At 36.5% G+C, this 24,192-nt stretch carries 30 protein-coding genes; 11 read left to right on the forward strand and 19 right to left on the reverse strand.

Annotated features, from left to right (window positions below; translation table 11 throughout):
* Positions 1 to 113 precede the first annotated feature (113 nt).
* The 11 genes from BBI01_RS22640 to BBI01_RS01390 all read right to left on the reverse strand — a co-directional run bounded on the left by BBI01_RS22640 (position 114) and on the right by BBI01_RS01390 (position 4,933).
* Entirely contained in the window at positions 114 to 287 is a 174-nt protein-coding gene (locus BBI01_RS22640; protein ID WP_165602200.1) for a hypothetical protein, read from the reverse strand.
* Between the two features lie 24 nt (positions 288 to 311).
* Entirely contained in the window at positions 312 to 527 is a 216-nt protein-coding gene (locus tag BBI01_RS01345) for a PRTRC system protein C (RefSeq protein ID WP_065392890.1), read from the reverse strand.
* 20 nt (positions 528 to 547) lie between these two features.
* Positions 548 to 1,138 carry a PRTRC system protein E gene (locus tag BBI01_RS01350; protein WP_065392891.1) on the reverse strand — a complete coding sequence of 197 codons (591 nt, stop codon included), beginning with the start codon at positions 1,136 to 1,138 and terminating at the stop codon, positions 548 to 550.
* Entirely contained in the window at positions 1,128 to 1,493 is a 366-nt protein-coding gene (locus BBI01_RS01355) for a hypothetical protein (protein ID WP_065392892.1), read from the reverse strand. Before BBI01_RS01355 ends, BBI01_RS01350 begins: the two co-directional genes overlap by 11 nt.
* Before the next feature lie 3 nt (positions 1,494 to 1,496).
* The gene (locus tag BBI01_RS01360; RefSeq protein ID WP_065392893.1) at positions 1,497 to 1,709 is read right to left on the reverse strand and encodes a hypothetical protein; all 213 of its coding nucleotides are present in this window, start codon (positions 1,707 to 1,709) and stop codon (positions 1,497 to 1,499) included.
* The gene (locus tag BBI01_RS23030; protein WP_228393916.1) at positions 1,690 to 1,875 is read right to left on the reverse strand and encodes a hypothetical protein; all 186 of its coding nucleotides are present in this window, start codon (positions 1,873 to 1,875) and stop codon (positions 1,690 to 1,692) included. Before BBI01_RS23030 ends, BBI01_RS01360 begins: the two co-directional genes overlap by 20 nt.
* A 167-nt stretch (positions 1,876 to 2,042) precedes the next feature.
* A complete protein-coding gene (locus BBI01_RS01370) occupies positions 2,043 to 2,492 on the reverse strand; it encodes a hypothetical protein (protein ID WP_065392895.1) in 450 nt (149 codons plus the stop codon).
* Positions 2,489 to 2,899: a hypothetical protein gene (locus tag BBI01_RS01375; RefSeq protein ID WP_065392896.1), complete on the reverse strand. Its 411-nt coding sequence runs from the start codon at positions 2,897 to 2,899 to the stop codon at positions 2,489 to 2,491. The genes BBI01_RS01370 and BBI01_RS01375 overlap by 4 nt, the downstream gene beginning before the upstream one ends.
* 6 nt (positions 2,900 to 2,905) lie before the next feature.
* Positions 2,906 to 3,361 (reverse strand): hypothetical protein, encoded by a 456-nt coding sequence (locus BBI01_RS01380; protein ID WP_065392897.1) that lies wholly within the window; start codon positions 3,359 to 3,361, stop codon positions 2,906 to 2,908.
* A 63-nt stretch (positions 3,362 to 3,424) separates the two neighbouring features.
* A complete protein-coding gene (locus tag BBI01_RS01385; RefSeq protein WP_065392898.1) occupies positions 3,425 to 4,498 on the reverse strand; it encodes a DUF932 domain-containing protein in 1,074 nt (357 codons plus the stop codon).
* Between the two features lie 33 nt (positions 4,499 to 4,531).
* Entirely contained in the window at positions 4,532 to 4,933 is a 402-nt protein-coding gene (locus BBI01_RS01390) for a single-stranded DNA-binding protein (RefSeq protein WP_317040715.1), read from the reverse strand.
* Between the two features lie 679 nt (positions 4,934 to 5,612).
* Here BBI01_RS01390 and BBI01_RS01395 point away from each other — a divergent pair.
* From BBI01_RS01395 to BBI01_RS01420, 6 genes are all read left to right on the forward strand, one after another.
* Positions 5,613 to 7,121, forward strand: a complete 1,509-nt coding sequence (locus BBI01_RS01395; protein ID WP_065392899.1) for a hypothetical protein — start codon at positions 5,613 to 5,615, stop codon at positions 7,119 to 7,121.
* Positions 7,122 to 7,126: 5 nt separating this feature from the next.
* Positions 7,127 to 7,606: a hypothetical protein gene (locus BBI01_RS01400; protein WP_065392900.1), complete on the forward strand. Its 480-nt coding sequence runs from the start codon at positions 7,127 to 7,129 to the stop codon at positions 7,604 to 7,606.
* Positions 7,607 to 8,198: 592 nt separating this feature from the next.
* Positions 8,199 to 8,675 carry a hypothetical protein gene (locus BBI01_RS01405; RefSeq protein WP_123862044.1) on the forward strand — a complete coding sequence of 159 codons (477 nt, stop codon included), beginning with the start codon at positions 8,199 to 8,201 and terminating at the stop codon, positions 8,673 to 8,675.
* 271 nt (positions 8,676 to 8,946) lie between these two features.
* Positions 8,947 to 9,537: a hypothetical protein gene (locus BBI01_RS01410; RefSeq protein ID WP_065392902.1), complete on the forward strand. Its 591-nt coding sequence runs from the start codon at positions 8,947 to 8,949 to the stop codon at positions 9,535 to 9,537.
* Between the two features lie 13 nt (positions 9,538 to 9,550).
* Positions 9,551 to 10,168 carry a hypothetical protein gene (locus tag BBI01_RS01415; protein WP_065392903.1) on the forward strand — a complete coding sequence of 206 codons (618 nt, stop codon included), beginning with the start codon at positions 9,551 to 9,553 and terminating at the stop codon, positions 10,166 to 10,168.
* Positions 10,169 to 10,231: 63 nt separating this feature from the next.
* Entirely contained in the window at positions 10,232 to 10,429 is a 198-nt protein-coding gene (locus tag BBI01_RS01420; RefSeq protein WP_065392904.1) for a hypothetical protein, read from the forward strand.
* Between the two features lie 493 nt (positions 10,430 to 10,922).
* On the opposite strand, the gene BBI01_RS01425 is transcribed toward BBI01_RS01420, so the two are convergent.
* Both BBI01_RS01425 and BBI01_RS01430 read right to left on the reverse strand, forming a co-directional pair.
* Complete coding sequence (locus tag BBI01_RS01425; protein ID WP_065392905.1) at positions 10,923 to 11,294, reverse strand: hypothetical protein; 372 nt, start codon at positions 11,292 to 11,294, stop codon at positions 10,923 to 10,925.
* Between the two features lie 621 nt (positions 11,295 to 11,915).
* Positions 11,916 to 12,365 carry a hypothetical protein gene (locus BBI01_RS01430; protein WP_065392906.1) on the reverse strand — a complete coding sequence of 150 codons (450 nt, stop codon included), beginning with the start codon at positions 12,363 to 12,365 and terminating at the stop codon, positions 11,916 to 11,918.
* A gap of 243 nt (positions 12,366 to 12,608) precedes the next feature.
* Between BBI01_RS01430 and BBI01_RS01435 the strand changes: the two genes are divergently transcribed.
* Positions 12,609 to 13,556: a hypothetical protein gene (locus BBI01_RS01435; protein WP_065392907.1), complete on the forward strand. Its 948-nt coding sequence runs from the start codon at positions 12,609 to 12,611 to the stop codon at positions 13,554 to 13,556.
* A gap of 143 nt (positions 13,557 to 13,699) precedes the next feature.
* Positions 13,700 to 14,584 carry a hypothetical protein gene (locus BBI01_RS01440; protein WP_065392908.1) on the forward strand — a complete coding sequence of 295 codons (885 nt, stop codon included), beginning with the start codon at positions 13,700 to 13,702 and terminating at the stop codon, positions 14,582 to 14,584.
* 729 nt (positions 14,585 to 15,313) lie between these two features.
* On the opposite strand, the gene BBI01_RS01450 is transcribed toward BBI01_RS01440, so the two are convergent.
* Positions 15,314 to 15,727 (reverse strand): VOC family protein, encoded by a 414-nt coding sequence (locus tag BBI01_RS01450; protein WP_065392910.1) that lies wholly within the window; start codon positions 15,725 to 15,727, stop codon positions 15,314 to 15,316.
* A 359-nt stretch (positions 15,728 to 16,086) separates the two neighbouring features.
* Between BBI01_RS01450 and BBI01_RS01455 the strand changes: the two genes are divergently transcribed.
* On the forward strand, positions 16,087 to 16,767 hold the full coding sequence (locus BBI01_RS01455; RefSeq protein WP_065392911.1) for a hypothetical protein: 681 nt from the start codon (positions 16,087 to 16,089) through the stop codon (positions 16,765 to 16,767).
* Between the two features lie 207 nt (positions 16,768 to 16,974).
* On the opposite strand, the gene BBI01_RS01460 is transcribed toward BBI01_RS01455, so the two are convergent.
* From BBI01_RS01460 to mnmE, 4 genes are all read right to left on the reverse strand, one after another.
* Complete coding sequence (locus tag BBI01_RS01460) at positions 16,975 to 17,316, reverse strand: helix-turn-helix domain-containing protein (protein WP_065392912.1); 342 nt, start codon at positions 17,314 to 17,316, stop codon at positions 16,975 to 16,977.
* Positions 17,317 to 17,358: 42 nt separating this feature from the next.
* A complete protein-coding gene (locus tag BBI01_RS01465) occupies positions 17,359 to 18,576 on the reverse strand; it encodes a site-specific integrase (protein WP_083189983.1) in 1,218 nt (405 codons plus the stop codon).
* Positions 18,577 to 18,684: 108 nt separating this feature from the next.
* Entirely contained in the window at positions 18,685 to 19,302 is a 618-nt protein-coding gene (locus BBI01_RS01470; protein ID WP_065392914.1) for a helix-turn-helix domain-containing protein, read from the reverse strand.
* Between the two features lie 261 nt (positions 19,303 to 19,563).
* On the reverse strand, positions 19,564 to 20,949 hold the full coding sequence (gene mnmE / locus BBI01_RS01475; protein WP_065392915.1) for a tRNA uridine-5-carboxymethylaminomethyl(34) synthesis GTPase MnmE: 1,386 nt from the start codon (positions 20,947 to 20,949) through the stop codon (positions 19,564 to 19,566).
* 547 nt (positions 20,950 to 21,496) lie between these two features.
* On the opposite strand from mnmE, the gene BBI01_RS01480 reads away from it, so the two are divergent.
* Positions 21,497 to 22,513: a phage tail-like protein gene (locus BBI01_RS01480; RefSeq protein ID WP_123862045.1), complete on the forward strand. Its 1,017-nt coding sequence runs from the start codon at positions 21,497 to 21,499 to the stop codon at positions 22,511 to 22,513.
* A gap of 18 nt (positions 22,514 to 22,531) precedes the next feature.
* On the forward strand, positions 22,532 to 23,047 hold the full coding sequence (locus BBI01_RS01485; RefSeq protein WP_065392917.1) for a phage tail-like protein: 516 nt from the start codon (positions 22,532 to 22,534) through the stop codon (positions 23,045 to 23,047).
* A gap of 639 nt (positions 23,048 to 23,686) precedes the next feature.
* On the opposite strand, the gene BBI01_RS01490 is transcribed toward BBI01_RS01485, so the two are convergent.
* Positions 23,687 to 24,157, reverse strand: coding sequence for an Lrp/AsnC family transcriptional regulator (locus tag BBI01_RS01490; protein WP_065392918.1), 471 nt, complete (start codon positions 24,155 to 24,157; stop codon positions 23,687 to 23,689).
* Positions 24,158 to 24,192 lie beyond the last annotated feature (35 nt).

Raw genomic sequence — 24,192 nt, forward strand, 5'->3', positions numbered from 1 at the left:
GCCAAATTTCTCCGAGATTATGGAGAGGGACTTGTAAAAGTCCTTCTCCATTTTATCTTTATTGCAGTCTGCCACCACAGTTGATTCTAGCAGTCTTGTATAGAACCGACTATTTAAAAAGGCATCGGGAGCATTGTTGGCGGTACAGGTTTTCTCCTGTCCTTTAACAGTTCTGCCTGATCTTTTGGTCTTTTCATCCAATTGGAAAACTCGCCCAGATTGCGAAAGAGCGTAGTCTGTTCCGTAGTCTTGGGTTGTTTTATCGGTGCGTGATATTTTCGTTGCATGATTCATCTGATTTGATTTTTATGTTATCCTTTTGTACCGATCACAGTTTCAAAATAATACTGAACTGTATCGTCCTTAATTTTGGGCTGTGAAATTTTTGCCGTTGTCAATACAGGATAGTTATTTGAATAGAAGTTCAGCACAGCCTGTACGCTCCATTTTGGTTCGGGATCGCTAAGCGTAATTTCCCGATCTTTTTCCTTGAGTATGAAAACTCGCTGTAGTGTTGTCAGTATCATATCGTTTTGATTTAAAGGGTTTATTCTTCTTCGTTGTTCATGTGTTCCGCTTCTTCCAATGCAGGTACCTCCGTTCCTGTTTCCTGTTCGGGTTCAACTGTAAAGAGGTTTGACGCAAATTGCCTTTCATAAACTTCCTGTTTCGCCCTGATCGCCTTTTCATTTTCGGGATAATCCGATACTTTTGGAAGGGCAGTCCATGCTTCCTTATATTTTCCTTCTTTCTCAAGGGTTTCCGCTTTTAGCCAGGCTTCATCATATTTTCTCTTTTTTGCATCATTTTCCTTTTTTTCCTTGTCTGTTTTCTGCTTTTCCATTGCAGAGTTAGCTTCGGCTATTTCAAGCTGTTTAAGGAAATTCTCCATATTGGAGAGCAGTCCGTCAGCTTTTTGGAGCGGTTTTTTGATATGCCTGAAAAATTGTTCATCCAGTTCCTCAGCCGTAGCTGTGAGATTAAATGGGATAATCAGATTTTTGGCTTTATCGCCACAGCAGTCATTTTCAATGAATATCGAGACAACCATTGTTGTCGGTGTCGCCTTGGCAATGGTGAGCATCAATTTGCTGTTGATGTCCATTTGCGCTAGTCTGCTGAAAAAATTAGTTTCCATAATAAGTTGTTTTACGTTCGTTACTGCATTGTTTGATATAATTCTCGGAACAGCCTATTTTTCGTAGATCATCTTCATAGATCTTTAGTTCCCTGTCAATTTCCTGAATGCGTTCAGCGCCTGTAAGAAGCAGTTTGTCTGCGGTATGATCTTTCAGTGCCTTTACGATCCTTGCATAAAGTTCCCTTGTATGTCTTTTCTGATCGGAAGCCTTATTATTTTCCTCTACGAACAACTGATAATTGGATAGTACATCCATGAAAATAAAAGCTTCGATGATTTTCTTTTTCCTGAAGTTCTCCACGAAGCGGTTGTATAACCAATCGCTGAATTTGTATTTTATCGGTGTTTCCATTGTTTACGATTTAATGAGTGGACTTTTAATATTCCTGTCGTAGTTCATACGGTAGCCATTCTGTTTAATGATCTTTTCGAGGTTATCCCTCACTGATTGTAATGTTTCTGTATCCGCTGTGGAAATATTGAGAATATGGAGTGTTCCAAATCGGATTACCATATCCGCAATAATCGTCAGCGCCCTGTATTCTGTATCAATCTTTTTCTTCATCATCCTGTAAGTTTAATTTTTGTACGTAGTCTGTATAGCGTTCAGTTATTTCCTTACCTTTTCGGAAGACATCCCTGTTGTAACTGTAGTGCTCCTCGAACATTCGTATTTCCTTACCGATAAGATCAACAGTATAGCGGTAACAGGCATTAGCCCTTCTTTCACCCATCGTGCAGTGCTTTTTTATCAGGGATAATTCCCTGTCACCATTGTGAAAGGATAGTAGGGGCAATAAAATGTCCTCCACGATATAACCCTGTTCGGGTGCGCTTGATCCGTCCAGTACACAGATGAATTTTTTACCGTTACTGAGTGTGATATGCAGATTTGAACGTGTCATTTTTGTAAATTGTGGTTTAAGATTTCTAATATTACTTCTAGGTCGAACTCCGCTGTCTGATAACCTATATCCTGTGAAGTCCTGTAATGCGCAATACCTTCATAGGTGAACAGGAGCGTCTGACTTTCCATGTATTCGTTGCTTGTATACAGAAGCTCGATTTCTTCGGAATCGGCTTCTAAAAAGACGATGTCTCTGTCACCGAAAAAACATTCGTAAAATGGACGGTCACCGTCGATATATATCAGGAATTTGGCTGAGCCATCCCGATAACCGTCCTTTAGGTCAAGCCCTACACCTGCGGATCTTGCAATGGCAAATATGCGCCTTGCATAGCGGAACCATTGTTCATTGAGGATGACGATCGCAATTTCATAATTCTTCCGATTGCCATAAGAATAGGCTTTGAGCATCATTTTATCTGTCATTTTCTCTGATGGTTTCATGATGTCGGTTTTAGATCGATCAATACCAATTTCTGCACCCCGAACAGCAGATGTATAGCCTGTTTCAGCTTTAAAGCGCATTCAGGTTGTTCAGTATAGTGTATCAGCGCATGAATACTGAAAAGTGCATCATAACCGTCAAACAGTTGGTCACGGAATGTCCGTTTATTTCTGTACAGTCTTGTACCGTTTTTGGCATATCTGTGCTCAAAATCCGCTATCAGCTTATACCAAAGGTCTGCGTTAATTATCTTTTCATTCCACTGTGCATAAACAAGCGCTTTGTTTTCGGTGAAAAATTCCGCTTCCTTTTTGATAAAGTCAGTCATTTCCTTTAACCTGTCAGGGAATAAATTTGCTAAGAGATAGGCTCTGTCCGTATTTGTCATGTGTTGTATTGCTTTCATCTTGGTTTAATTTGTTGGGTGATCATTATGAACAATTGTATGTACCGGAAAATCGGCAGTCCTAAATTGTTCGGAACTTTGTTTTCCATAACATGTATACATACCGTAGCCACCTCTTTTCAGTACAATTCGGTAGTAGTCGAGTACATTTTTGGGTGCTGTCAGATTTTCTATTTCTGCATCTGTTGTTTCAAGGTATGACCACTGTCTTTCCTTTAGAAATTCCATTGAATCGGTCATGAAATCACAGTCATCTTGGTAGAATCGACAAGATGCATCACAATAATGAATAGAATGAAAGTTATAATCTTCACCGAGTGCCATTATCAGTTCCAGTTTTTTTCGCTGTTCGTTCTTCCAATTTTTATCAATTTTGATTATGGCGAAGTCACAGAAATCCCAATCGCTGTCGGTGCTTGCGTTCAGTATAATATAGCCTGTGGGTATGTCAGATAGTCTCATAACGCTAATTTTAATTTTGTAAAAGGTGACAGGCTGAACTGGACTGCCACCTTTGATTAATGGTTAATTCAATAGGAATATATCAGCCCCTGCCTTTTCAAAAGCGGTACAGAGGTTAAATGCTTCCTGTCCTTTTGCCTGTGCTGTTCCACCGAGTACAATACTTTTTAACTTTGCTTCGGAATCCTTGTAGTTCCGTACATTCTGAAAGTAGCCTGTTACCGCATTGTAAGCACCGAACAGTGTCCCCTTTGTGGTTTCAAGCTGTTGCGTGTCGTTCATCATAGCATAGGCAAATGCGTCATCTACCGTATTTTTAAACATGGTAGAAAGTTCGTCCTCTGCACCTTTTTTCAATAGGTTATAGGTCTCCTTATTCGGACACAGGGCAAGTTGTATCAGCTTTCTGACTTCGCTGTCCTTCACGCTGATACCTGCCCATCTGTTGAAAATGCCATCCATCTGTGCGGTCATGCTGTTGGCTAATCCCATTACTTTATGCGCATCGTTCAGGCGCTGTTTAGCCCCTGCGGTGTGTTTGATCCTTACAACGTTGCTCATATTACGCAGTGACGCATTAAGTGTATTTTGACAAACGATACGGATAGGGGTGAAGGCTGCCGTAATACTTCCGCTACCATCGTGTGATGTTGTCAGGAAGATGTATTTTTCGATCACATCATCTGAGTTTCCGATACGGATATAATTGGGAAGTTTAGCGGTGATAAAAATACGTTCCCCCTGTCCCAATGCTCCTGCTGTTTCGTAAAGGATACCGCTTTCACCACCTACAATAGAATCAAAGAATGAAAAGGCGTCTTTATTCTGCACAATGTGGTAGTCTTTGCCCACCACACCCAGTACGGTATTGTTATCCGTGCGGATATTGGCGAAGTAATCAGGTACTTCGATTTCAGTATCCTGTATGACAATGCCGTCAGAAACCTGTATTATTCCAGATCCTTTTGTGTATAGTGGTGATTTCTCCACCTCATAGTCAAGTCCTGCGTGTTTGATCGCTTCGGCACTTGTTGGATAATCTTCTACGATCTGCCCCAGACCGTGCCACGCTTTTTCCTTTACGCTAAAAAATGAGTAGCGTCCTGTACGTTTATTATAATTTAAATTGTGTCCCATGACTTTAATATTTTAAGATTAATTGATTAGCGATTAAAAAGGGAGGTTGTCATCGTCTCCAACCGTTACAGGTTCCTTACTTGTCTGCGCTGTACTAGCCTGTACCGTTTGTGCTTCTTTCTTGCCAAATCTTCCTACAGGATCGATAGCCCATGTATGGAAATTGATTCCCGCTCTAGCTTTTCCGTCTTTGTCTAGCCATGCTCTTACTGAAAGGTCTCCGAACACTTGAACATATAGCCCTTTGACAAGCCATTCGGCTGCTTTAGCTGTAACCCAGTATGCACAGTCAATGAAGGTTGTGCGTTCCACTCTGTTACCGTCTTTGTCTCTGTAGTGATCGTTTACTGCGATTGAGAAGTTCACTACCTCTTTACCTGTTGGTGTTGTGCTGACGATTGCGTCTCTTGTCAGCGTTCCTGAAATGTTAATCATAACTTTTAATTTTAAGGGTTTTACACTCTTGTTAAGTTTGCTTTCCTTTCAGTCCTGCCTGAGCCTCGGCCCCTGATCATTTTTTTAAAAGAAAAAAACAGAAAAAAAAGAAAGTAAATCGCAACGTAGGACAGGCCGCAAAAGGAAACGGAATAAAAGAAGGCCATGTGCGGCTGCCAGTGTTTATGCCGTAGTCTTTTGCTGTTGGGTTAAGCGTCCGAAGTACCTTTGCTTTCCTTTTTTGTCTGTTTCTTTGAAAAATTGATCCCAGTCCCCATTGATCCCAAAAGAATTCTGTGACCATAGATTTCAGACCGTAGGTAATTGAGAGACGCAGTGCTGACCATGCCGCTGCCTGCGTTTTTCAATTTTCTACATTGATGGGTGGGAAGCCAAAGCTCTTTTACAGCGCTGGCGAAAGAATGGTGGTAAATGTGCTATGGCTTAATGTGTATAGGAAGGAACAACGGATTTTTGAAAGAGATGATCGTCATAAAAATTAGATCTAATAACTATTCAGTTTGTAGCGATATTTTCAATATTAAATGAAACTATACCTGTTTAAATCTTGATACAATTTGTGTTAAAATAAAAATGAAAATATTTCGGGACAATTAGATAAGTTGATCGTATTCTATATATGTGAAGATTAAAAACTAAATCAAATTATTTCAATTAAATGAAAAGAACAATTATTATCCTAATGTCAGCTTTCCTTCTGTCATGTGAAAAGCAAAGCTTTAATGAAAATGCTGGTTCTGAAAAACCAACTATCCAAGAATCGGATTTATCGGTAAAGAACTCCCGGTTATCTTTTAGAAGTGTTTCAGATGTTGACAAATTCTTTAACGACTATAAGAAGTCACCGGCAGCTGCAAAAGCTAAATTAAGATCTTTGGGTTTTGATAACCAGGCAACAATTCATGTAAAAACAAAAGCTGGTGTAAGTACTACATCTACTGAAACCCCAAGTGAATTAATTACCAAAGAAGATCTTATCGAAGATCCGATCATGTCCGAAATTGTAAACCAGGATATGGAAGTCGAAGTTGCCGATATGGTTTATAAAATAACACCCTATGGAACTTTATTTACACCTACAGAGAAATATGATGTACTTCAAAAGGTTGTTGAGGATTTTTCAATGGATGAACTGACAATGTATGATGAGATCAATCATAAGGTTTACGAGAACCCAACTACCATAACCGGCTATTTTACGCTGGAAGGAGAACAGGTATTTTTATATGATACCTATGAAGTCGTAAAAACGAAAGAGGAGGTTTCCACGAGTACAACTCCTCCGATCAATGATATCGTGAAAGTAGCTGCAACATCCAATATAAACAGCCCTGCAATAGGAAGTGGTGAATATTCAAGTCTGCCTGTAATAAAATATGGTAAACACACCTTCTTGGGAAAAATTTGGAGCGGTATATTCGGCGGTGCCAATAATGAGGTTTATACGGCCAATTTTAGTGATAAAAGAAGGATAAAAGTAAGTTTGTACAATAAAAATTATGTCGTACGGAAGGTACTCGGACTTAGTGTTAAAACACAGAAGAAAAACTGGATCGGCTGGTCCGGCACTGCTGCTGATGAAATCCGACTTGGATGGGATGGAATTTCATTTACAATGGAAGATAAAGTGACACCGGCAAACCCGTGGGACGCACTTCGAAAATCAATTGAGCCATACAGACCTTCAAAATTTAATTACAGTCCCGATTGGGATCCTACAGTTAGACCAACTCCCATAACATATGAATTTGACCTGTTGCCCAATAGTGTTACCCTTGATCTGAGCAGAGGATTTCAACAGGCTACAAAACTGGTTTATGATCAGGCAAGAAGATATTTATATAAGAATGTACCAAAAAATGAAGTTTCAACGGTCGCTGTCTGGTTGAATAATGAGTTAAAAACACCAGTGGTAATTGCGGGGCCAAATGAGATTTCCGCAACAAAAAAGGAAGAACTTAAAATTGAACTAGCCAGTTTTACTGATGTTGTTTTTTCTTTCAGTATAGGTCCCGGCGGAAAGGTTAATTGGACAAGAACCGCTATAAACTCCGCTCAGGCAACAAAAAATGCATCGAAAATTGTTATGCAATTTGCTTCAATTTATGGTGTAGCGCGTTTTGATTCCAAATGGATGGGCGCAGTTATTGAAAAAAGTGAAAATTAAAAAATATGATGAAAGTTATTATTCTATTTGTGCTAGGACTATTTGTATCTAGCGCGAGTATCGCACAGGGACAGAAATATGCTTTTGTTGAAGCGGGAGGAAGTAGCATATTTGCAGCCGTAAATTTTGATATGAGATTTAAAAAAGATGCAAGAGAAGGATTAGGTTTTAGGGCAGGTGTAGGCAATACCTTTGGCGTTTTTGATAGTGAACTTGTCAAAGATGTTGTTGTTTTTCCAGTGGGGCTCAACTATGTCTATGGAAGCAAGAGGAGTTCAGTGGTTGTCGGTTTTAATACTTCTATAGTTTTAGTAAAGCATAGAAATGGATCGGAATCTCCAGTTATTATATCTCCCGAAATAGGATATCGTTATCGACCCTATGAGAAAGGAATTGCTTTTCATGCGAGCTATGTTCCACTGTTCAACACCGCTGATGGTACAATGCCTGTTTGGTTAGGTGTTGGTGTCGGTTATTCATGGTAGTTATTTTTAAAACTTAATCTTACCACACAAAAAAAGCGATATACACCTGTTGTAAACGGCTAAAAAAGTGGCTCTACACTGGATGCTTTCCATAAGATTAGCTATTAAATATGTATAGCGCTCTAAGTTTTTCTACTTAGAGCGTTTTTTTGTAAATTGATTAAGATGGCTTAAGGTTTCTGTGTGAGTGATAGAAGCGGCATCCTTTTGCCCGGCAAAAGATATAGCGGATAGCACGGTCGCCCTTTCAAGATAGGGTAAGCAAATGCAGGAAAGGGCGGACACACCGTAATAAACTGCTTTGAAATTCTGTATCATCACCTGAGTGCCTGCTAAATGACATTGTTGAGGTGAACATTGTTGTAAATATGGAAATGTATTATATTTAAAGATTAATACCAATCTAATGTCACATAAATATTTTGATTCACAAAGGATAACGTGGTTAAATAGGCTAAACCCAAATTTCAAACACCAAACAGGGTACGACCATAAAAACGGAGAAAATACATACCTATCAGTATCTAAGATTTTGTGTTTCCTGTTATTATCCTTAATAAGCTGCAAGAATCCTGTACCAGAGCAGCAATCAATGGAGCAATCTGATACCATTACATTAGCGGATCTTTATTTTGATGGGATAAAATTGGAGTACCTGCCGAAAGAATTGAAGGGCAGTATCATAAAAGAGGGTTTTTCCAGCAGTGCTTTTGCTCAGGAAACCCAAATTGTTTTACAATCACAATATTTTAAATCTTATATCGATCCCAAGGACAATATACACGAGGGGACGGTTACAATTTATGAGGCATCTTCTGCGCAGGAACTGGTGGACAAGATAGACGCATGCATAGAATTTTCCCAGAAGAAGGGTTATCAGACTGCTTTACGGGCAGGACGGTTTTTTATCACATTCCATTCCCATACTGATGATTCCGGAGATTTCAGCAATGATAAAAACAGGAGAATATTTGAAGATTTTTATCTGTCAAAAGGTGCTGAAGTTGTCTATCAGTCGGTAACAGATGAAGATTATTTTTACAAACGCGAGAATGTTTTAATACATTAATTCTTGTTCCTAGGCTTAATACTATGCTCTTATTCAATTGGAGATTGTAATCGTTGAGACCATGCGATTCCTAAGCGAATTGATCGCTTTGCATAAACCACAAAAACTACATAAAAATGGGATTATAGTTTCTCAGCATAATGTTCAAATGTTCAAAATTATCAAATTGAATGATGATTGTCAATTACAGTGATTATTCGGGACAGCGCCACCTCGAAAGCAAGTACAGCATAGAAGGGATGGGACAACAACTGATTTTAAAAAAGGTAAAATGAAAAAAATTATTACAATATGTTTGGCAACAACATATCTTTTCTCTGCCTGCAACAGCAAAACAGAAAAGAAAACAACGGAAAGCGTTGCAAAAGACAGCATTCCTGCAAAAACAGATAAAGCAATTTCCATTGCCAAAACGGACTTATTGGCAAATCTCCCCGAACGCAATTTCCCGATAACAGATAGTACCACGTTTGATAATTTTGAAAAATTCGGGATGCGTGACAATGGTTTTCTGAAAAGGATTAAGTTTGATCCGAGACGTAAGGACGCAGCCAATTTCAGGGTAAATTACAAAATACCTTTCTCCGAAAACTTTACCTCTGTTGTCGTTACCTATCAGGGCGGTGAAAACGAACTGTTCACAATATTGCTTACTGTAGATAAGAACGATAAAATAATTGACAAACTGGAGATTGCCTACGATGAAATTGCGGAATCCGCCTTCGGGAAAACGAGCAAAATAGAGAAAAACAGAATAGTAGTAACCAATTCAAATTGGATGATTGAAGAAAAGCCAATTTTTAAAGACGAGACTTACGTTTTAGAAGAGAACGGTAAGTTTAAATATAAAGCTCAATTATAAATACAACTAAAATATGGAAGTAACAATAAACAGATTTTGGAGCATTGAGGATGATGAAGGAATGTCAAGGGCCTCTATTTTAGTAAAAAGACCAAGAGTGGATTGGCAGGTTGCATATTTAGTTTTCGATTTTATTTATGCAAACATATTGGCACCTAAAAAATTGATGCAAAGAGGAAATTATGCATTTACATTGTATTTTGATACGATAAGAAGTACGCACAAGTATTTTTACAATTCTGTTTATAATACAGATACTGCTAAATTTCACCCTGCTTTTAGGGATAGAAAATATAAAGGAATAGCAACAAAGGAAATCTCAATCTTTTGTTCCTCAAATACATTTAATGAGCTAATCACACCCATTGAATATGCAAACCTGGTATATGATATGTTCGGTTCCTATTTGGTCGAAAGCTCCAAGAAAATAACCAAGTCAGAGCTCGACAGCATTAAACTAAAAATGGACGTTAAAGCAATCAATCAATTTCCGTTCCCTGCATCCTTTGATGCACAAAAATACAGCGGCGATAGTGGAGGAGTAGAAAAACGAGTAGTGAATTTTGTTGTGGATGAAACATCAGAGGCATTTATGTTCAGGGATAAATATCTGGAGCACTATGAATTTTAATATAAATGCGAAGTATCAGAACCTCTAGTTGACTGGAAACGATTTTATTACCATATTTAAACCATGAAAATCTATAATGCACATCCTGAAGGAAATGAAATGGCAAGCTTAGAGCCTGCAAGGTATTTTAATCTTGCTATAGAACAAGTGGAGCAGATAAGTGACAGCTGTATTCAGTTTATTGATAATGTCAGTGCCGGGGGTGAAGCTAGCTTTATTAACCAATTCCGAGAGACTCTGACAATTGAAATTGGGAATTAGTGAATATGGCTTCATAAAAATCTGTGTTTTTACATCATCGACAGTTGGCGTTGTAATGACAGGAATAGTCGGTATAGTTGTTCTTGTAGAATAGTTATAGACGTTGTATTCATGTGACATTACGCTGACATTTGGCGTTAAACAAACAAAATCCCTCCATATCGACCTCAAGTTAGCCTGTGCCTTAGCTTCGATCTCATATTTAGAAAATTGCATCTCAACATTGTATCTGTTTACTGTACTAACGTCTTTTAATATGTAAAAGAAACGTAAGCCAGCAGGATAGGCATCGATGCCATTATTATTGGACTGAAATAGCACCCGTTTTAACATGTCCAAAAACTTCGGGTTGAGCCTGTACTGTAACGATTGGAAGTCGCTTAGCGAATTACACACTTCAACAGTGGCGTAGGCTACACTGATCCTAAAGCCAATTTCCATATTATATAACTGAATGGCCTGGTCAGCTTTTTTCTTGGGTGAATTAATACTGTCAATTGTCCTTTTTATTAACTGCAAGAGGGTCATTTCCTTTTTCATCAGTAATATTCTGGTCAATTGACACAATCTTATAGCCATTCTTCTCAAAAGTGTTCATAAAGCCGACAAATTCTGCATTATTTTCAGGTGTACATTTTACGCGACTTCTATCGGCGATTTTATGATCGATAATGGTCCGGTTGGTATCCATAAGAAAGCTCACATAGCCCTTGACGAGATCATCGTTGTTGAGTACCGGTACAATGATACGAATATTTCCTGTACTGTCAAGGAGAGTAGCCTCTGTTAAAAATGGGCGACCTTTTAACAGTTTATTTACAAGGATACTCTGATCTCCTGTTTTGAGCGAATTTTTTAAGAACATTTCAATTCTGGATGATTCGCTCTGAGTGACATCGTTGTTATCTGTTAGGAAATCATACTGACGACAAGATCATATATTTTAAAAGGATCTCAGTCTGCGTGAGTAATAGGAGCGGCATCCTTTTGCTTGGCAAAAAATATAGCAGATAGCACGACCCATCTTAAAAAGGGGGAGCTGGAGGAGATGGGCACGCCCATAATGCAAACACATTCTTGGTGAATTGGTTAATGCGTTATGCTGGACAACCAACGATTTGACATTATAGGAAATTGTAGTTAAATTAGATAGAAATAATTATTTGCCCGATCGGGCATACTTTTCATAATAAAGGTTAATAATAGGCTAAGCACCCGATTCCCCCAAGTATCGGGTGTTTTAGATGATACCATATGAAGTACTTTTGTGAAATTTTATGAATTTATTAACGTTTCAAAGAGGAAAAAAACACTTAATTAGCAGTTCGAAATAATTTTTTTTCATCATTTGTGTTTTTTATCTCCGGCCTTGTCCGGGGATTTTGCGTTTAGGACATATTAAACTGAATCTTATTGGGGTGTGCATTGTATAAAAAAATAACGTCCGATCTAAAATAAACCAGACATTAATAACTATTACAGGCTGCTAATGATCAGAACATAAATCCTGAATTTTGGTTTTTAACCATAGGGTCAGATTAGCTTTCTTTTCCTCGTAGGGAATTACATTTTCATCCAGAAACGATGAATAAAAGACATTGGGAAAAGTTTCAAAGACACCAAAGCTGTTAGTTCTTATGAATTCCAGATTTTGTTCCTCATGTTTCTTTAATAAATCAAGTATTTCGTTAATCAATGCATCACTTATTTCGAAACCGAATTCGAGATATGTCCTTGATTTCTGGAATACAACCGGCTTGTTATTATCTGTCCTCAAGATTTTACGTGACCAATTGTAGCGAAAACGGACTAAAGTACTGCTAACTCCAGTAAGTTCCATATTTGTTTTTGAAGCCATTAAGAAGCTTCCATCCAGTGTATTTTCATAATCGAAATGGAAGTAAGTGATTGCGTATTCTTCTTTTTTACACTCCATATAACTTGGATTTAATTGTTCCCTGGGATAGTTTTTTTATATCCCTTTAACACCAGATAAAGTAATTTGTTTTTTATCCATTTAATGAAAAATTTTGTAAATTATTAAAGAAATTTTGGAAGCATATAGATAGAATCGCCGCATAATTTTTACTACAATAAATGCCGGGGTTTTCAAATAATTTAATGCTTGCCGGACTTAAACATAGACCAAGTTTAACATTTATAAATAAATCAAATTATTATGGAAAAAGATTTCATACGTAATCTTCTTGCGGGGCATGAAGGATTCAATTTTCAGGACGCATGTGAACGATATCTTATCGTTAAATATGGAAAAGAATTTGTACCAATCACACCAAATGGAAACGAAGGAGATGGTGGCAGGGACGGATATTGTTATGACACTGGTGAGTATTTTGCCATGTCGTCGAGAGAAGATGTACATAAGAAAATACGGGAGGACTTTACAAACTGCATGTCTTACGAGCATCCGGTGAGTATATTTACTTTTATCACCAACCGCGGTATAAGACCCAAGGATAGTTTAGTCCTTGATGAGTTAAAAAGAGATAATCCCGGAATAGAGATCGGTATAGTAAGACATTCAGAAATTGCGGTAGAAATGACAGCAATGTCCACCGAGCATATTGAATATATCCTAGGTCAGCCTTTACCTTATCGAAGGGGTAAAACGATCTATTTTAAAACCGGCAAATTTGTAGGGCCTTTTACTCTTTCAAGATCATTAATTGATTCATTACACTTCTATATCTTATTGGCAGTGAGTTGTTCTCTTTTGTGTGCCTGTTTCTATTATTTTTCATCTGAATGGGCGCGGAGTCTCGGCTTTACAGCACTAATAGGTGGGATGTTTACATATATGTATTTTAATAAAACTAGTCTGAAACAATACAAATATGCGCACAAAATCCTGTATCTACTACTTACTGATAAGCTCCGTGTGGGCAATGAGGTTTTATTGAATGAAGATTCACATATCACTATCTTTAGAAACTCGGTCTGGAAATTTACCATCAATGAAAGATCAGCGGAATGCATAAGAACCGGATGTACCGGTCATGTTCTATTATATAAATCGCCTGCCGGAACATTTATCGGAAGGTGTAATAAAGACAAAATTAACCATACTTACAATGTGGATAATAATTTTTATGGGGACATGAATTGACATAAGACAGTACCATAAAGCTGTTATTTCAAATTACGCAAAATGACTGCGTAGAATCCATTTTACTTTGTAGTCACTTACCGTTCAATAAGCTTGAACGGTAATTTTGAAAATATCGGAGTAATAATATAAAAAAGAAAAAGATGACTTTTAATCAATGCGCACTTACTGGGTACACATTGTATCCTGACAATTTTTACCCTACGACCGGGACATTCGTGGAATATGAAAACGTTGTTGTTGGCCACGTTAAAATATCCCTGTCAGTTTATGAAGAACTTTTAAATGGAGACTTTGAAAACTATCTTATTGCAGGAATTTGCAAGGAAAGAACGTTGAAGGGGGAGGAACCAATTCTAATCACAGGCGATTTTATAAGAGAAGGTTATAAATTATTAAATCCACCGACAGCGTTTGAAGAAAAATGTAGTCATTTTCTAAAATATCTATATCAGGGTGGAGGAAAGGAGAACAGAGAATTTGAGTTTAACACAACCAGGGACTTTGCTCTTGCGTTTGCCGATCCCGAGGAATTTTATAGAATAGTGGATCAACTTAAACAGGATTATCATATTACTATTAGAAATACACAGACGCTATCTCAAAAAAGATACTTGTTCCAAGGAGTAAAGGTAACCAACATGGGTAAAGAATTAGCAAGGAAGGAGCTTCCAAAAATGCCAATGTACGGTCTGGTCAACCAGGAAATAACAACAGGAGATGCTGAGATTGATGCAAAGATAAATCATGCCAGGAAGCTGTTTTTCGACGAACCACAAACAATGGATAGAATGCGTTCAGCATGTGAAACATTGAGTTATGTGCTCGAACCTCTACGGGGAGATCTATCCTCAGCTTTTACATCAGGGGATGTCTCCGATTTTTTCAAGCTTGTAAATACTTTCGATATTCGTCATAACAAAGAATCAACAAAAGATCTGAAACACCTAGAACAATTGGAGTGGGTATTTTATACGTTGCTAAATTCAATAAACACGTATACTAAACTTAAAAACAAAGGAGTTTAAGCAGAGAGGGGATTATGAAAGGGAGCAATCTTTCCTCGATCCAAAGTAATAGAATGAAAATGGCTGGAGCATCGTTGTTCCGGCCATTTTCATTTTATGATGTTTTACTATCCGGCAGCCACAGGAGCTCTACATATAACCTTATGTAAAGACATAGGGTTATAAGAAGAAGTTTTCTTATTTTCTTTAGTAAGGGACAATTAAAACAAAATAGCATCGATATATTCCTCATATCATATATAAAGAATTATGATCATTATCCTGTATTGTGCTGACTTTTCAATCTATTGTTCATATCCATAATTTGATCATATAGTGGGCCGAGCTGACCGTATATATTATTGATAGAATTTTGAAGATTGTTCCAACCCTGATCTGTATTGAGCTGAAGCGCTATAACGATGTGAGTGGCTATATAGGGATTTTTGTTAACAAAAGTCCAAAGAGCGCATTAGTTATTTCTCCGTTAGTAGCTTCCTTATAAAAAAGGTCCTGAAGTTCATTTAAGATTTCTTGATATTTGCCGGGATCTATGAAGGAAATGCCAATTGTAATACCGGTTAATTTGGATTCCATAGCCTGTTGAGGTAGATTATCAGTATGTAGTGTTTGAGCGGAAACCTTTGCTGACATAAAAATTAATGCGAATGCACAAAGGCCAACATAAAACGGAATGTGAGAATTTTTTTCATGTTTTTTGATTTTAGTTATAATTATTTTTATCAGTTCTTATTTTTTACCATCCAAAATATTCAGATAATGTTTATTGGTCATTATACCGAGTATATTCCCAAATGGATCAACGACTGATGCTGTTACGTATTCACCTTTTCCGGCGCTGCGGTCTATGACTGGTTCATGAACCTTTGCCCCAGCAGATAAAAGGCTGTCGAGTGTTCCCTGTAAATCATCAACATGCCAATATATGATAGCTCCACTGGCAGGGTGAAAAGCTCCTTTTGGTGCATACTTGCTATCTATTATTCCCAATTCATGTTGATAATCACCTATACGGAATTCAATGTAGCCATCGGTTGCGAAGTATGGTTCGATTTTCAAAAAATCAGTATACCATTGTTTTGCAGCTTCGATATCAGCGGCATAAAAACTTACAGTGGATAATCCACGAAGAGATGTGCTCATAATGTTTTGTTTTAGTGATAGTTAAATATAGTAAAAAATAACAATTGTTTATAACTGTTAGGTAGAATAGCTTCTCTTGAATTAGATAAGCTTCTCAATAGTATGTTCCCCCTTTTCCGAAAGAGCAAAAGCATATGCCGGAAAGTGTGAATATACCGTAAAAAATCTTATCCTTGATAGCGGTATAAGACTGGACTCCTTTTGTAGAAGTTTCAGTTAATTGTAAAACTTGATATGATTGTAGCGGCTTTTATTAAAGGGGTATTTTGAAATTATACAGGTTTGTGTTCACTTTTGTGTGATATTTTTTTGTCGTTTTAATTTTTGTGCTATCTTTTATGCAATAAAATATTTACATTATGGGAGAATTAATTTTGACAGTTTTAGGTGTATTAATCCTGATTCTAACGCGTGTAGAGAGCGCAATAACTAACACTGTAGTTATTGCAAAAGTCAATCATTTCCATTCCAGGGTAAAAGTTGAGATGGAATCAATTATTACTGAACCTTATAGTGAGACGAGGAAGAAAACCATGCGTTGGGTATGCGGTCTTTTTATTGGACTGGCTATTGTTAACCTTTTCAGTGCGAAAGTATTTGGTCCTGATTCGATAAAAAATCCACTTAAAAATCCAACAATTCTTTATAGCACTATTATGCTCATGATTCTTTTACTGGGAAATTTTAACAGAAGCGATCTTTTAAGATATGTATTGTTATTTACATTATCTGGAATATTTGCCATTCTTTTGGTCCATAATCCTTTAAACCTTTTTGCGGGATTCGAGTCTCTTTTCAAGGGATTGCCGGGTCACCCGATCTTTAAGGATGTGTTCATCGGACTAGGTACTATTGCTATTATTATGGTGATGTTGCTGCTCGTTTTTGTTGCCCGCGGAGCGTATTACATATTTTATCTAGTGTTACGGTTTCTGTTCAGCGTCAGCATAAAAGGAAATGAGGAAAAACCATTAAAAAGCTTTGTTTTTGTATTTGGGATCCTATCTACATTAGCATTATCGCTATCAGCGCTGATTTAACAAGAAAACCCCCAGAGAATCTTCTGATTAAATATGCTTAGCCTATTAAAAAACGTCTTACTATTATCAAAATGACCAAACTGATGAATTATGGGGCGAATACAATAATTATTGTAGCTATACTAAAAATCTCCCTACTTTTGATTTTTAAGTAGGGAGACTTTTTTGGGAGCTTTAATCTATTTTATGATAAAATTTCTATTCAGGCTACCATTTTCGTTTTTCCATTTTATTTGCGATATCCCTGGCATTCAGACTGATTTCAGTCATTGTTTTCTTTTTACCGTCTTTTATCCATTGTCGAAGTTCTGACCTTGAAAAATGGAGCCGGTTTCCTCTTTTATAAGATGGAATTTCACGGTGACAGACCTTACTGTATAACGTGGGAAGGGATAGTTTGAGAATTGCACATGCCTCCTTTGCTCCGATGTAATCATCTTCCAAAGAATCGGCTGCACGTTTTCCATTTAGTAGTTCTAAAATCTTATCTACTTTTTCTTCCAGTTTAGCAAGTGCAGATGGTAATTGTTCAAATGTGTAATTTTTCATATTCTTTTTTTTACAAGGTTAAATTTTAATTGGTTCAGCATTTTATTGTTGTCTTATAGTGTCCTTATTTTGTTCAGGATTACATATCATCATCGTTTGTTCAGGTTTTGAGTTTTGTGTGATGACAGTATTTACGGCTATCTGGCTGATATTGAAAAAATCGAGTTTGATTTTCTCTGAGGCTTCTTTTTTTAGTGCATCAACGATTTTTACATAAATTTCGGTAGTCTTAATACTTTTGTGACCCAATAGTTTTGATACCGTGTAGATGGAAGTTCCCGCGGCTATCTGGAGTGTCGCGAACGTATGTCTAAATCCGTGGAAGGTAAAATGCTTGCTTATGCCAGCATTGACAAGCCATTTCTTTAATTCTGTAACAGTATGGTCATACCTTAATCCTTCAAAGACTTTCGCTTCGGGATCTCCGAAAGAGCCCAATAATTCAATTGTCTGATCTGATACAGGATAATATTCAGCGCTTTCCGTTTTTTCCTGCTTGTAGAGTATGTAATAGTTTCCGGGGAATCCCTGTATTTCTCTCCATAACAGCGTGTGTACATCAGAGTATCGGAATCCTGTCATTGCTGAAAAAAGTCCGGCTTTTTTAACGATAACATTATCGCAGTGCGCAGTTGCCATTCGCTGTAGTTCTTCCATAAAAAGAAATGGACGGTGGGTCTCCTGCGGTTTAATACTTTCTACAATAGCTCCAAGATCAATTGGCAAAAACCTCTTTTTAAATGCAGCTTTGAGAGCCAGCTTAAATCTACCAAAATAAGCTACAGCTGTATTTTTTTTGATCTTCCTATTAGCCCTGCCAATTGCAGGTGATGAAAGAAGAAAATCGGTATATTCCTCTGCCAAAGTTTCGCTCAATTCTGTAAAGGAAATCTTTTCCCCAACAAAGGCTTTGAAGTATCTGACAGCCATTGTCCAATTATAGCATCCCTTTCGTTTTTTAGCCTCTTCTTCAAAAAATTCAATGAAGTTAGATTGCATTTTCGACTCAGATATAAAGTCGAACCGACAGTTCTGTAGATCGATCTGACGTTGTGCCCTCACATATTCCGCAAGTGCCAGCGTTTCTGTATTAAAATCTTTTTCTATTTCTGTTTTAGGACGTTGGTATACGAATAACTTTAAATAGTGCTTTCGTTTCATTACTCCTGTCTCTGGAATAAATATAGGCGGATATATATCTAAATATAGGGAAAGTCTACCTTTTGAAATAGGTTTTCTTCTTAATGTAACTGTTGACATAATATGATTTTTATTTGTATTATAGGAATAGCCATTTAACAGTATACTTATACGGTAGTCAATGGCTTTGTTTGTCCTTTAAATGCTCATTAATGATTGAATATGCTTTTAACCGCAATAACTGTTTGACCTGATTCTGTTTAAAATCGGATCAATTTCCATTTTGGGAACATATACGAATTTTCCTTTTTGGAATTTTGGGATGTTGTGTCGCCTGATAAGGTTTTTTAGACTCGTTTCAGAAATAGCGAATTGCTTCTGGATCTGGCCGATCGAGTAACAGTCTGTTAGTGGGATTTCGTTGATAGGGCTGTGGCCATCTGGCGATGCTAAGAGTGGCTTTTCCACCAGTTCGAACAACTTATCTATATCTTTTTTTAAAATACGCATTTTCCTGACAGATAAGTTTGCTGAGGGCAGCCTACCACTTTTGACCATGTCATAAATAGTTCTACGATCACATTTTAAAAGTACAGCAGCTTCTTTGACAGTTAAATAGTCAAGTGTTTTAAGCTCGAAGTAGGAGTCTGGATTTTGTAGTGATATGGCTTTTTTAGGAGGAACTTGCGGTTCCGCAGCGGAGAGCTGTATTTTCAGTTCTCTGACATTAGCTTTGTAAGCTCTCTGGGCACATTTGTGACTACAGTACTTTGTTACGGTAGTCCTTGCAATAAATTCAAGACTGCAATGTTGGCAGATTTTCTTGATTTTGATATTTGAACTCATAATATTTTATTTGTGGGAGTTCAAACATGCTTAAGATACAATAATGTACATTAAGTAGCATTAAGGTACAATAAGGTACATTAAGCGAAGTTATTTCTCCCTGGTTTCAAAAAATAAAATATTACCAGTTTGAGGGACAAATAGGGGACAAAAGGGTACAAAAAAAGCCAGCTTACTCGTTAACCGTTACAAAATGTATTTTTGTGAAATTGGTTAATTATCAGTAAGTTGGCTTGTTGTAAATTGTTCTATTTATCGTGTTTATTTGCCGATACAAAACTTAGAGAAAATATTCCCTAACACCTCATCATTTGTCACTTCCCCGGAAATCTCACCAAGGTGCTCCAACGCATTTCTAAGCTCATAAGCGAGCAATTCTGTAGAAATCTGGAAAGAAATAGCTTCTTTTACCTTATTTACAGCATCTAATGATTTTTGTAACGCTTCAAAGTGACGTTGGTTGGTAATCACGACATTGTTTTCTTCCGATTTTAATTGTTCAACGTAAGAAGAGAGTTCATTTTTAAGATCCTGCATGTTTTGATTTTCAACGGCAGAAATCTTGATGAAGTCAAACTCATGCGAAATGGCATTTCTGAAAATATCTTCTACTGTTTCATATTTTGCAGGACTAACCTCGTCTATCTTTGTAGCACAGATAATTAATTTCAGATCTTCTCTTAACAAAGACTGAATCATTTCAATATCCTCAGAGAAATCTTCAGTAGCCGCATCCGCCAGATAAACTAAAATATTGGCATTTTCTACTTTTTCTTTTGCTTTTTTTACTCCAATAGCTTCAATTTCATCCATTGTTTCACGCAAACCGGCAGTATCAATCAAACGGAAAGCATGCCCTTTAATATGAAGAACCTCTTCAATAGTATCTCTGGTAGTTCCTGCAATGTTACTTACAATGGCTCTTTCTTCTTTTAGTAAAGCGTTCAGTAGAGTAGACTTTCCGGCATTAGGTTTTCCAATAATAGCAACAGCAGTACCATTTTTAATAGCATTCCCGTATTGGAAGCTTTCAATAAGAGATATCAGTTTATGATCAATTTTATCCAGTAAGCCGCTTAAAGCTGTTCTGTCTGCAAACTCTACATCTTCTTCTGCAAAATCAAGTTCCAGTTCTATAAGAGATACAAAATTCAGAAGATCAGTTCTTAATAATGAAATTTCATTGGTGATTCCTCCTTTCAGCTGATTGATGGCAACTTTTCTCGAAGCTTCATTTTCAGACGCAATTACATCTGCAATTGCTTCTGCCTGAGAAAGGTCAATTCTTCCGTTGATAAAAGCGCGAAGAGTAAATTCTCCGGCTTTAGCCATTCTTGCACCATTTTTAATAAGAGTTTCCAGAATACGTTTTCCAATGTGCGGTGAGCCGTGAAAAGCAATCTCTACAGAATTCTCTGTAGTAAAACTTTTGGGAGCCAGAAAAATTGAAAGCATAACCTCATCAATGGCTTCATCACCATCCATAAAATATCCGTAATGAATAGTATGAGACTTCTGTTTTTCCAGCTTTTTGGTTGGAAAACTTTTTTGAACTATAGGTAAAGCATCATCTCCTGATACTCTGATAATGCCCAGAGCACCTATTCCATTGGCTGTAGCCAGTGCACAAATGGTATCGTTATTCATGGTGCAAATTTACGGTTTTTAAAGTAAATCTTATTCATGTATAACAATTTGAAGAATCTTGATTTTGAATTTAATGATTGAGATTATGAATATATAGGTTAAAACTATCAACTCCTTTAGTTAAATTTTAGAGTAAGATTTTTATAATATGCGAATAATGTATTTAAGGTTTTGTTTTTTAATGAAATTTATAAAAATGAGCTTTATGTTTTTAGGATTATTAAACCTGTTTTATTGAAGATTATATTGAAATTTTAAATAATATAAAAAGATATCTTGATTATATCTTAATTTTAAGTTATAAAAAATATTACTCTTTAGTTTGTTTGTATTTGTTTTGAAATTGATGCTATAAAAAATGATTCTTCAATGAACAAAAAGGTTCGAGACAATATTTTATTGTTTGTCATGAGTTTGGTATGTTAATTGTTTATTAGGCGGTCATGGGTATGGAAATATCATATTTTTATCAATAAAATGAAAATAATTCGTTAAAATACTATAAAAAAACATGAGGAATTTAAATTTTTTCAATATTAATAAGAAAATGATTTTTCTATTAATGGTTGCCTTTTACTCCGTTGCAAACGCGCAGTGTATACCTTATACGGGACAGGTTATGACCACTGGAAATACATATTGTATCAGTGGAGGTTACACAACATTAAGTGGTGTGAGTATTCCTGATGGGGCTACTCTTATCGTTCAGTCCGGAGAGTTTCAGGTATCAGGTATTCAGGTTATGGGGAACCTTGAAATTGGTGATGGAGCAAGTGTGAAATCTAATGGGTCAATTACAATCGGGGTTTATGGTAGTAATAAAGACTCAAGAGTTAAATTGGGAACAAAATCATATATTTCTCTTACTGGTGCTGTGGTTCAGGGAGATCCAAGTGCTGCTGGGTTCTATCCGGGACGTACTTCTATGATTGAGATGGGAACAAACAGTTTGGTGGAAATATGTGGAACCTTTACTCAACAATCCACAACCTATCCATCGGTTAAATATGTGGGAATACCAACAGGTAGAGCTTACTGTATTGCTAAGGCTGATGTAAGTGGAGGTGGTGGCGCCTCTGTAATAAGTGATGATAGTCAGATTGTGGCTATTGCTATGGGATCAGTTGTTGGATTAGGTATGGGGAATGCTAGTTTCTGTGGTCCTAATGCTACATCTGCTACATGTCCATCTTTGTGGCCTAGTGGATTGTCAGATGATAAACAAGTTTGTGGTAATGCACCTGTGATTATTAATGAAATAGATTCATTCTGTACTAAGGCTGCAACAACAGGAACTCCTGATGGATACACAAAATTCGGGATTACAGTACAACAGAAAAATAATGCATGGCCTGAAAATGTCCCAAATGGTTTCCTTGCTATGGAAGCTAAAAACAAAGGTTTTGTGATTACAAGAGTTCAGCATGTAAGTCAGACTCCACAACCAGGAGATGCTATTGCAGATCCAAAAGAAGGAATGTTATTATATGATATCCAGGATAAATGTGTAAAACTTTATAATGGTACTAAGTGGAAATGTGTAGAAAGAAGTTGTAACGATTAATCTAATAGATAAGGTATTATGAAAAATATAAAAAATATAAGTATAGGAGTTGCTCTTGTGATTTTTAACTTTTCTTTTGCTCAGGTAGCTATTGGAAAACAAGTGGTAGACGGTAATAGCACGGTTTTGGATTTCAATAATGTAACGGGAAATACAAAAGGATTAATCCTTCCGGCAACATCAGGTCTTCCTACCGGAACTCTGGTAAATGGAACTTTTATCTTTGATGTAACTGATAATAAAGTTAAAATGTATGAGAATGACACATGGAAGCCTCTTTCTGACGCAGGAAATTCTAGTGCTGTTGTTGCGAATACTTCTGCGGAACTAGGGAAAGGAGTAGTAATGGGGGCTGCAAGTAGTACAGCAGATGGAGTTCTAGTATTGGAATCTTCAGATAAAGCAATGATCCTTCCCCAGGTAGCAACACCTCATATAAATGTTAAAAATCCATATCCTGGAATGATGTGTTATGATATAACCAGCAAAACTCTGGCTATATTTGACGGATCTGTTTGGAATTACTGGAAATAAAAATATAAATAATGCCGGAAATTCCGGTTTATATAAGTTTATAATGTGTATTGAACAGTGGCGTAATCTATTTATGTCACTGTTTTTTTATAAGTAATTCGCACAAAAAAAGAGATTACAATTGCCTTATTGTAATCTCTTTTTGCTAAACAAGTAACGTAGATTATATCCTCTTATAAGATATTGTTTCATCGTACAGTATTGTGTTAATTTGGACCTCTTTTTTCGCTTGTGTTTTTGCAGGTGTTATTTGTTTAGTTTATAAAAGAAATCTCATTTCTGAGTTTTTTTCATTATCTATGCTTCTGGTTTTTATTAATTAAAAGAGGAATAAATTGTCTTTTGATTAAATTTCAGATGCTAAAGTTTTTCACTTGACAAACATATTTAATAATCATAAATATCTCCAAAAAAACACATACGACACAGGTACACTATATATGTGTTTTTCAATTTAATAATCTGATTTACAATTATTTTAGATTGAATGCTGTGAAGTGGAGAGAATTTAAATATGCAGCTATTACTTTAATAAATACTAAATGATAATTTAAATCTTAAGACCTATTATGATTCATGAATATGTCAATTGTTTTAAAATTTTAGAAATAATTTTACGATTGCTGTCGTGATTTTGGCTTATACAATTTGAGAGCTTTCTTTAATGCTGTTCATTACAAAAATACTTTTGGTCTGTCCAATTCCTTCGATTTCCGATAATTTATTGATGAAAAATTCATGAAATTCATCCATATTCGGAGCAAGAATTTTTAGCATGAAATCAAAATCACCGCTGATATTATAAAATTCAACCACTTCTTTCAATTTGCTAACCTCTTCAATGAACTTTCCTGCAGTTTTTTTATTGTGAACATTCAAAGCAATCATACAGATGACCATCATTCCTTTATTGACCTTTTTACGATCTACTACAGCTGTGTATTCTTTGATGATGCCTAGCTTTTCCATACGTTTTATACGCTCATGAGTAGGAGTGGGGCTTAGATTTATCCTTGCAGAAATGTCACGGACGCTCATTTTAGCATCCCTTTGAAGAAGTCTTAAAATAGAAAGATCTTTTTCGTCCGGAGTATAATTTTCTGTTGCCATTTGTTCTGTTTTATGAATATTATTGTATTGAAATA

The sequence above is a fragment of the Chryseobacterium artocarpi genome (genome assembly GCF_001684975.1).
Taxonomy (GTDB): domain Bacteria; phylum Bacteroidota; class Bacteroidia; order Flavobacteriales; family Weeksellaceae; genus Chryseobacterium; species Chryseobacterium artocarpi.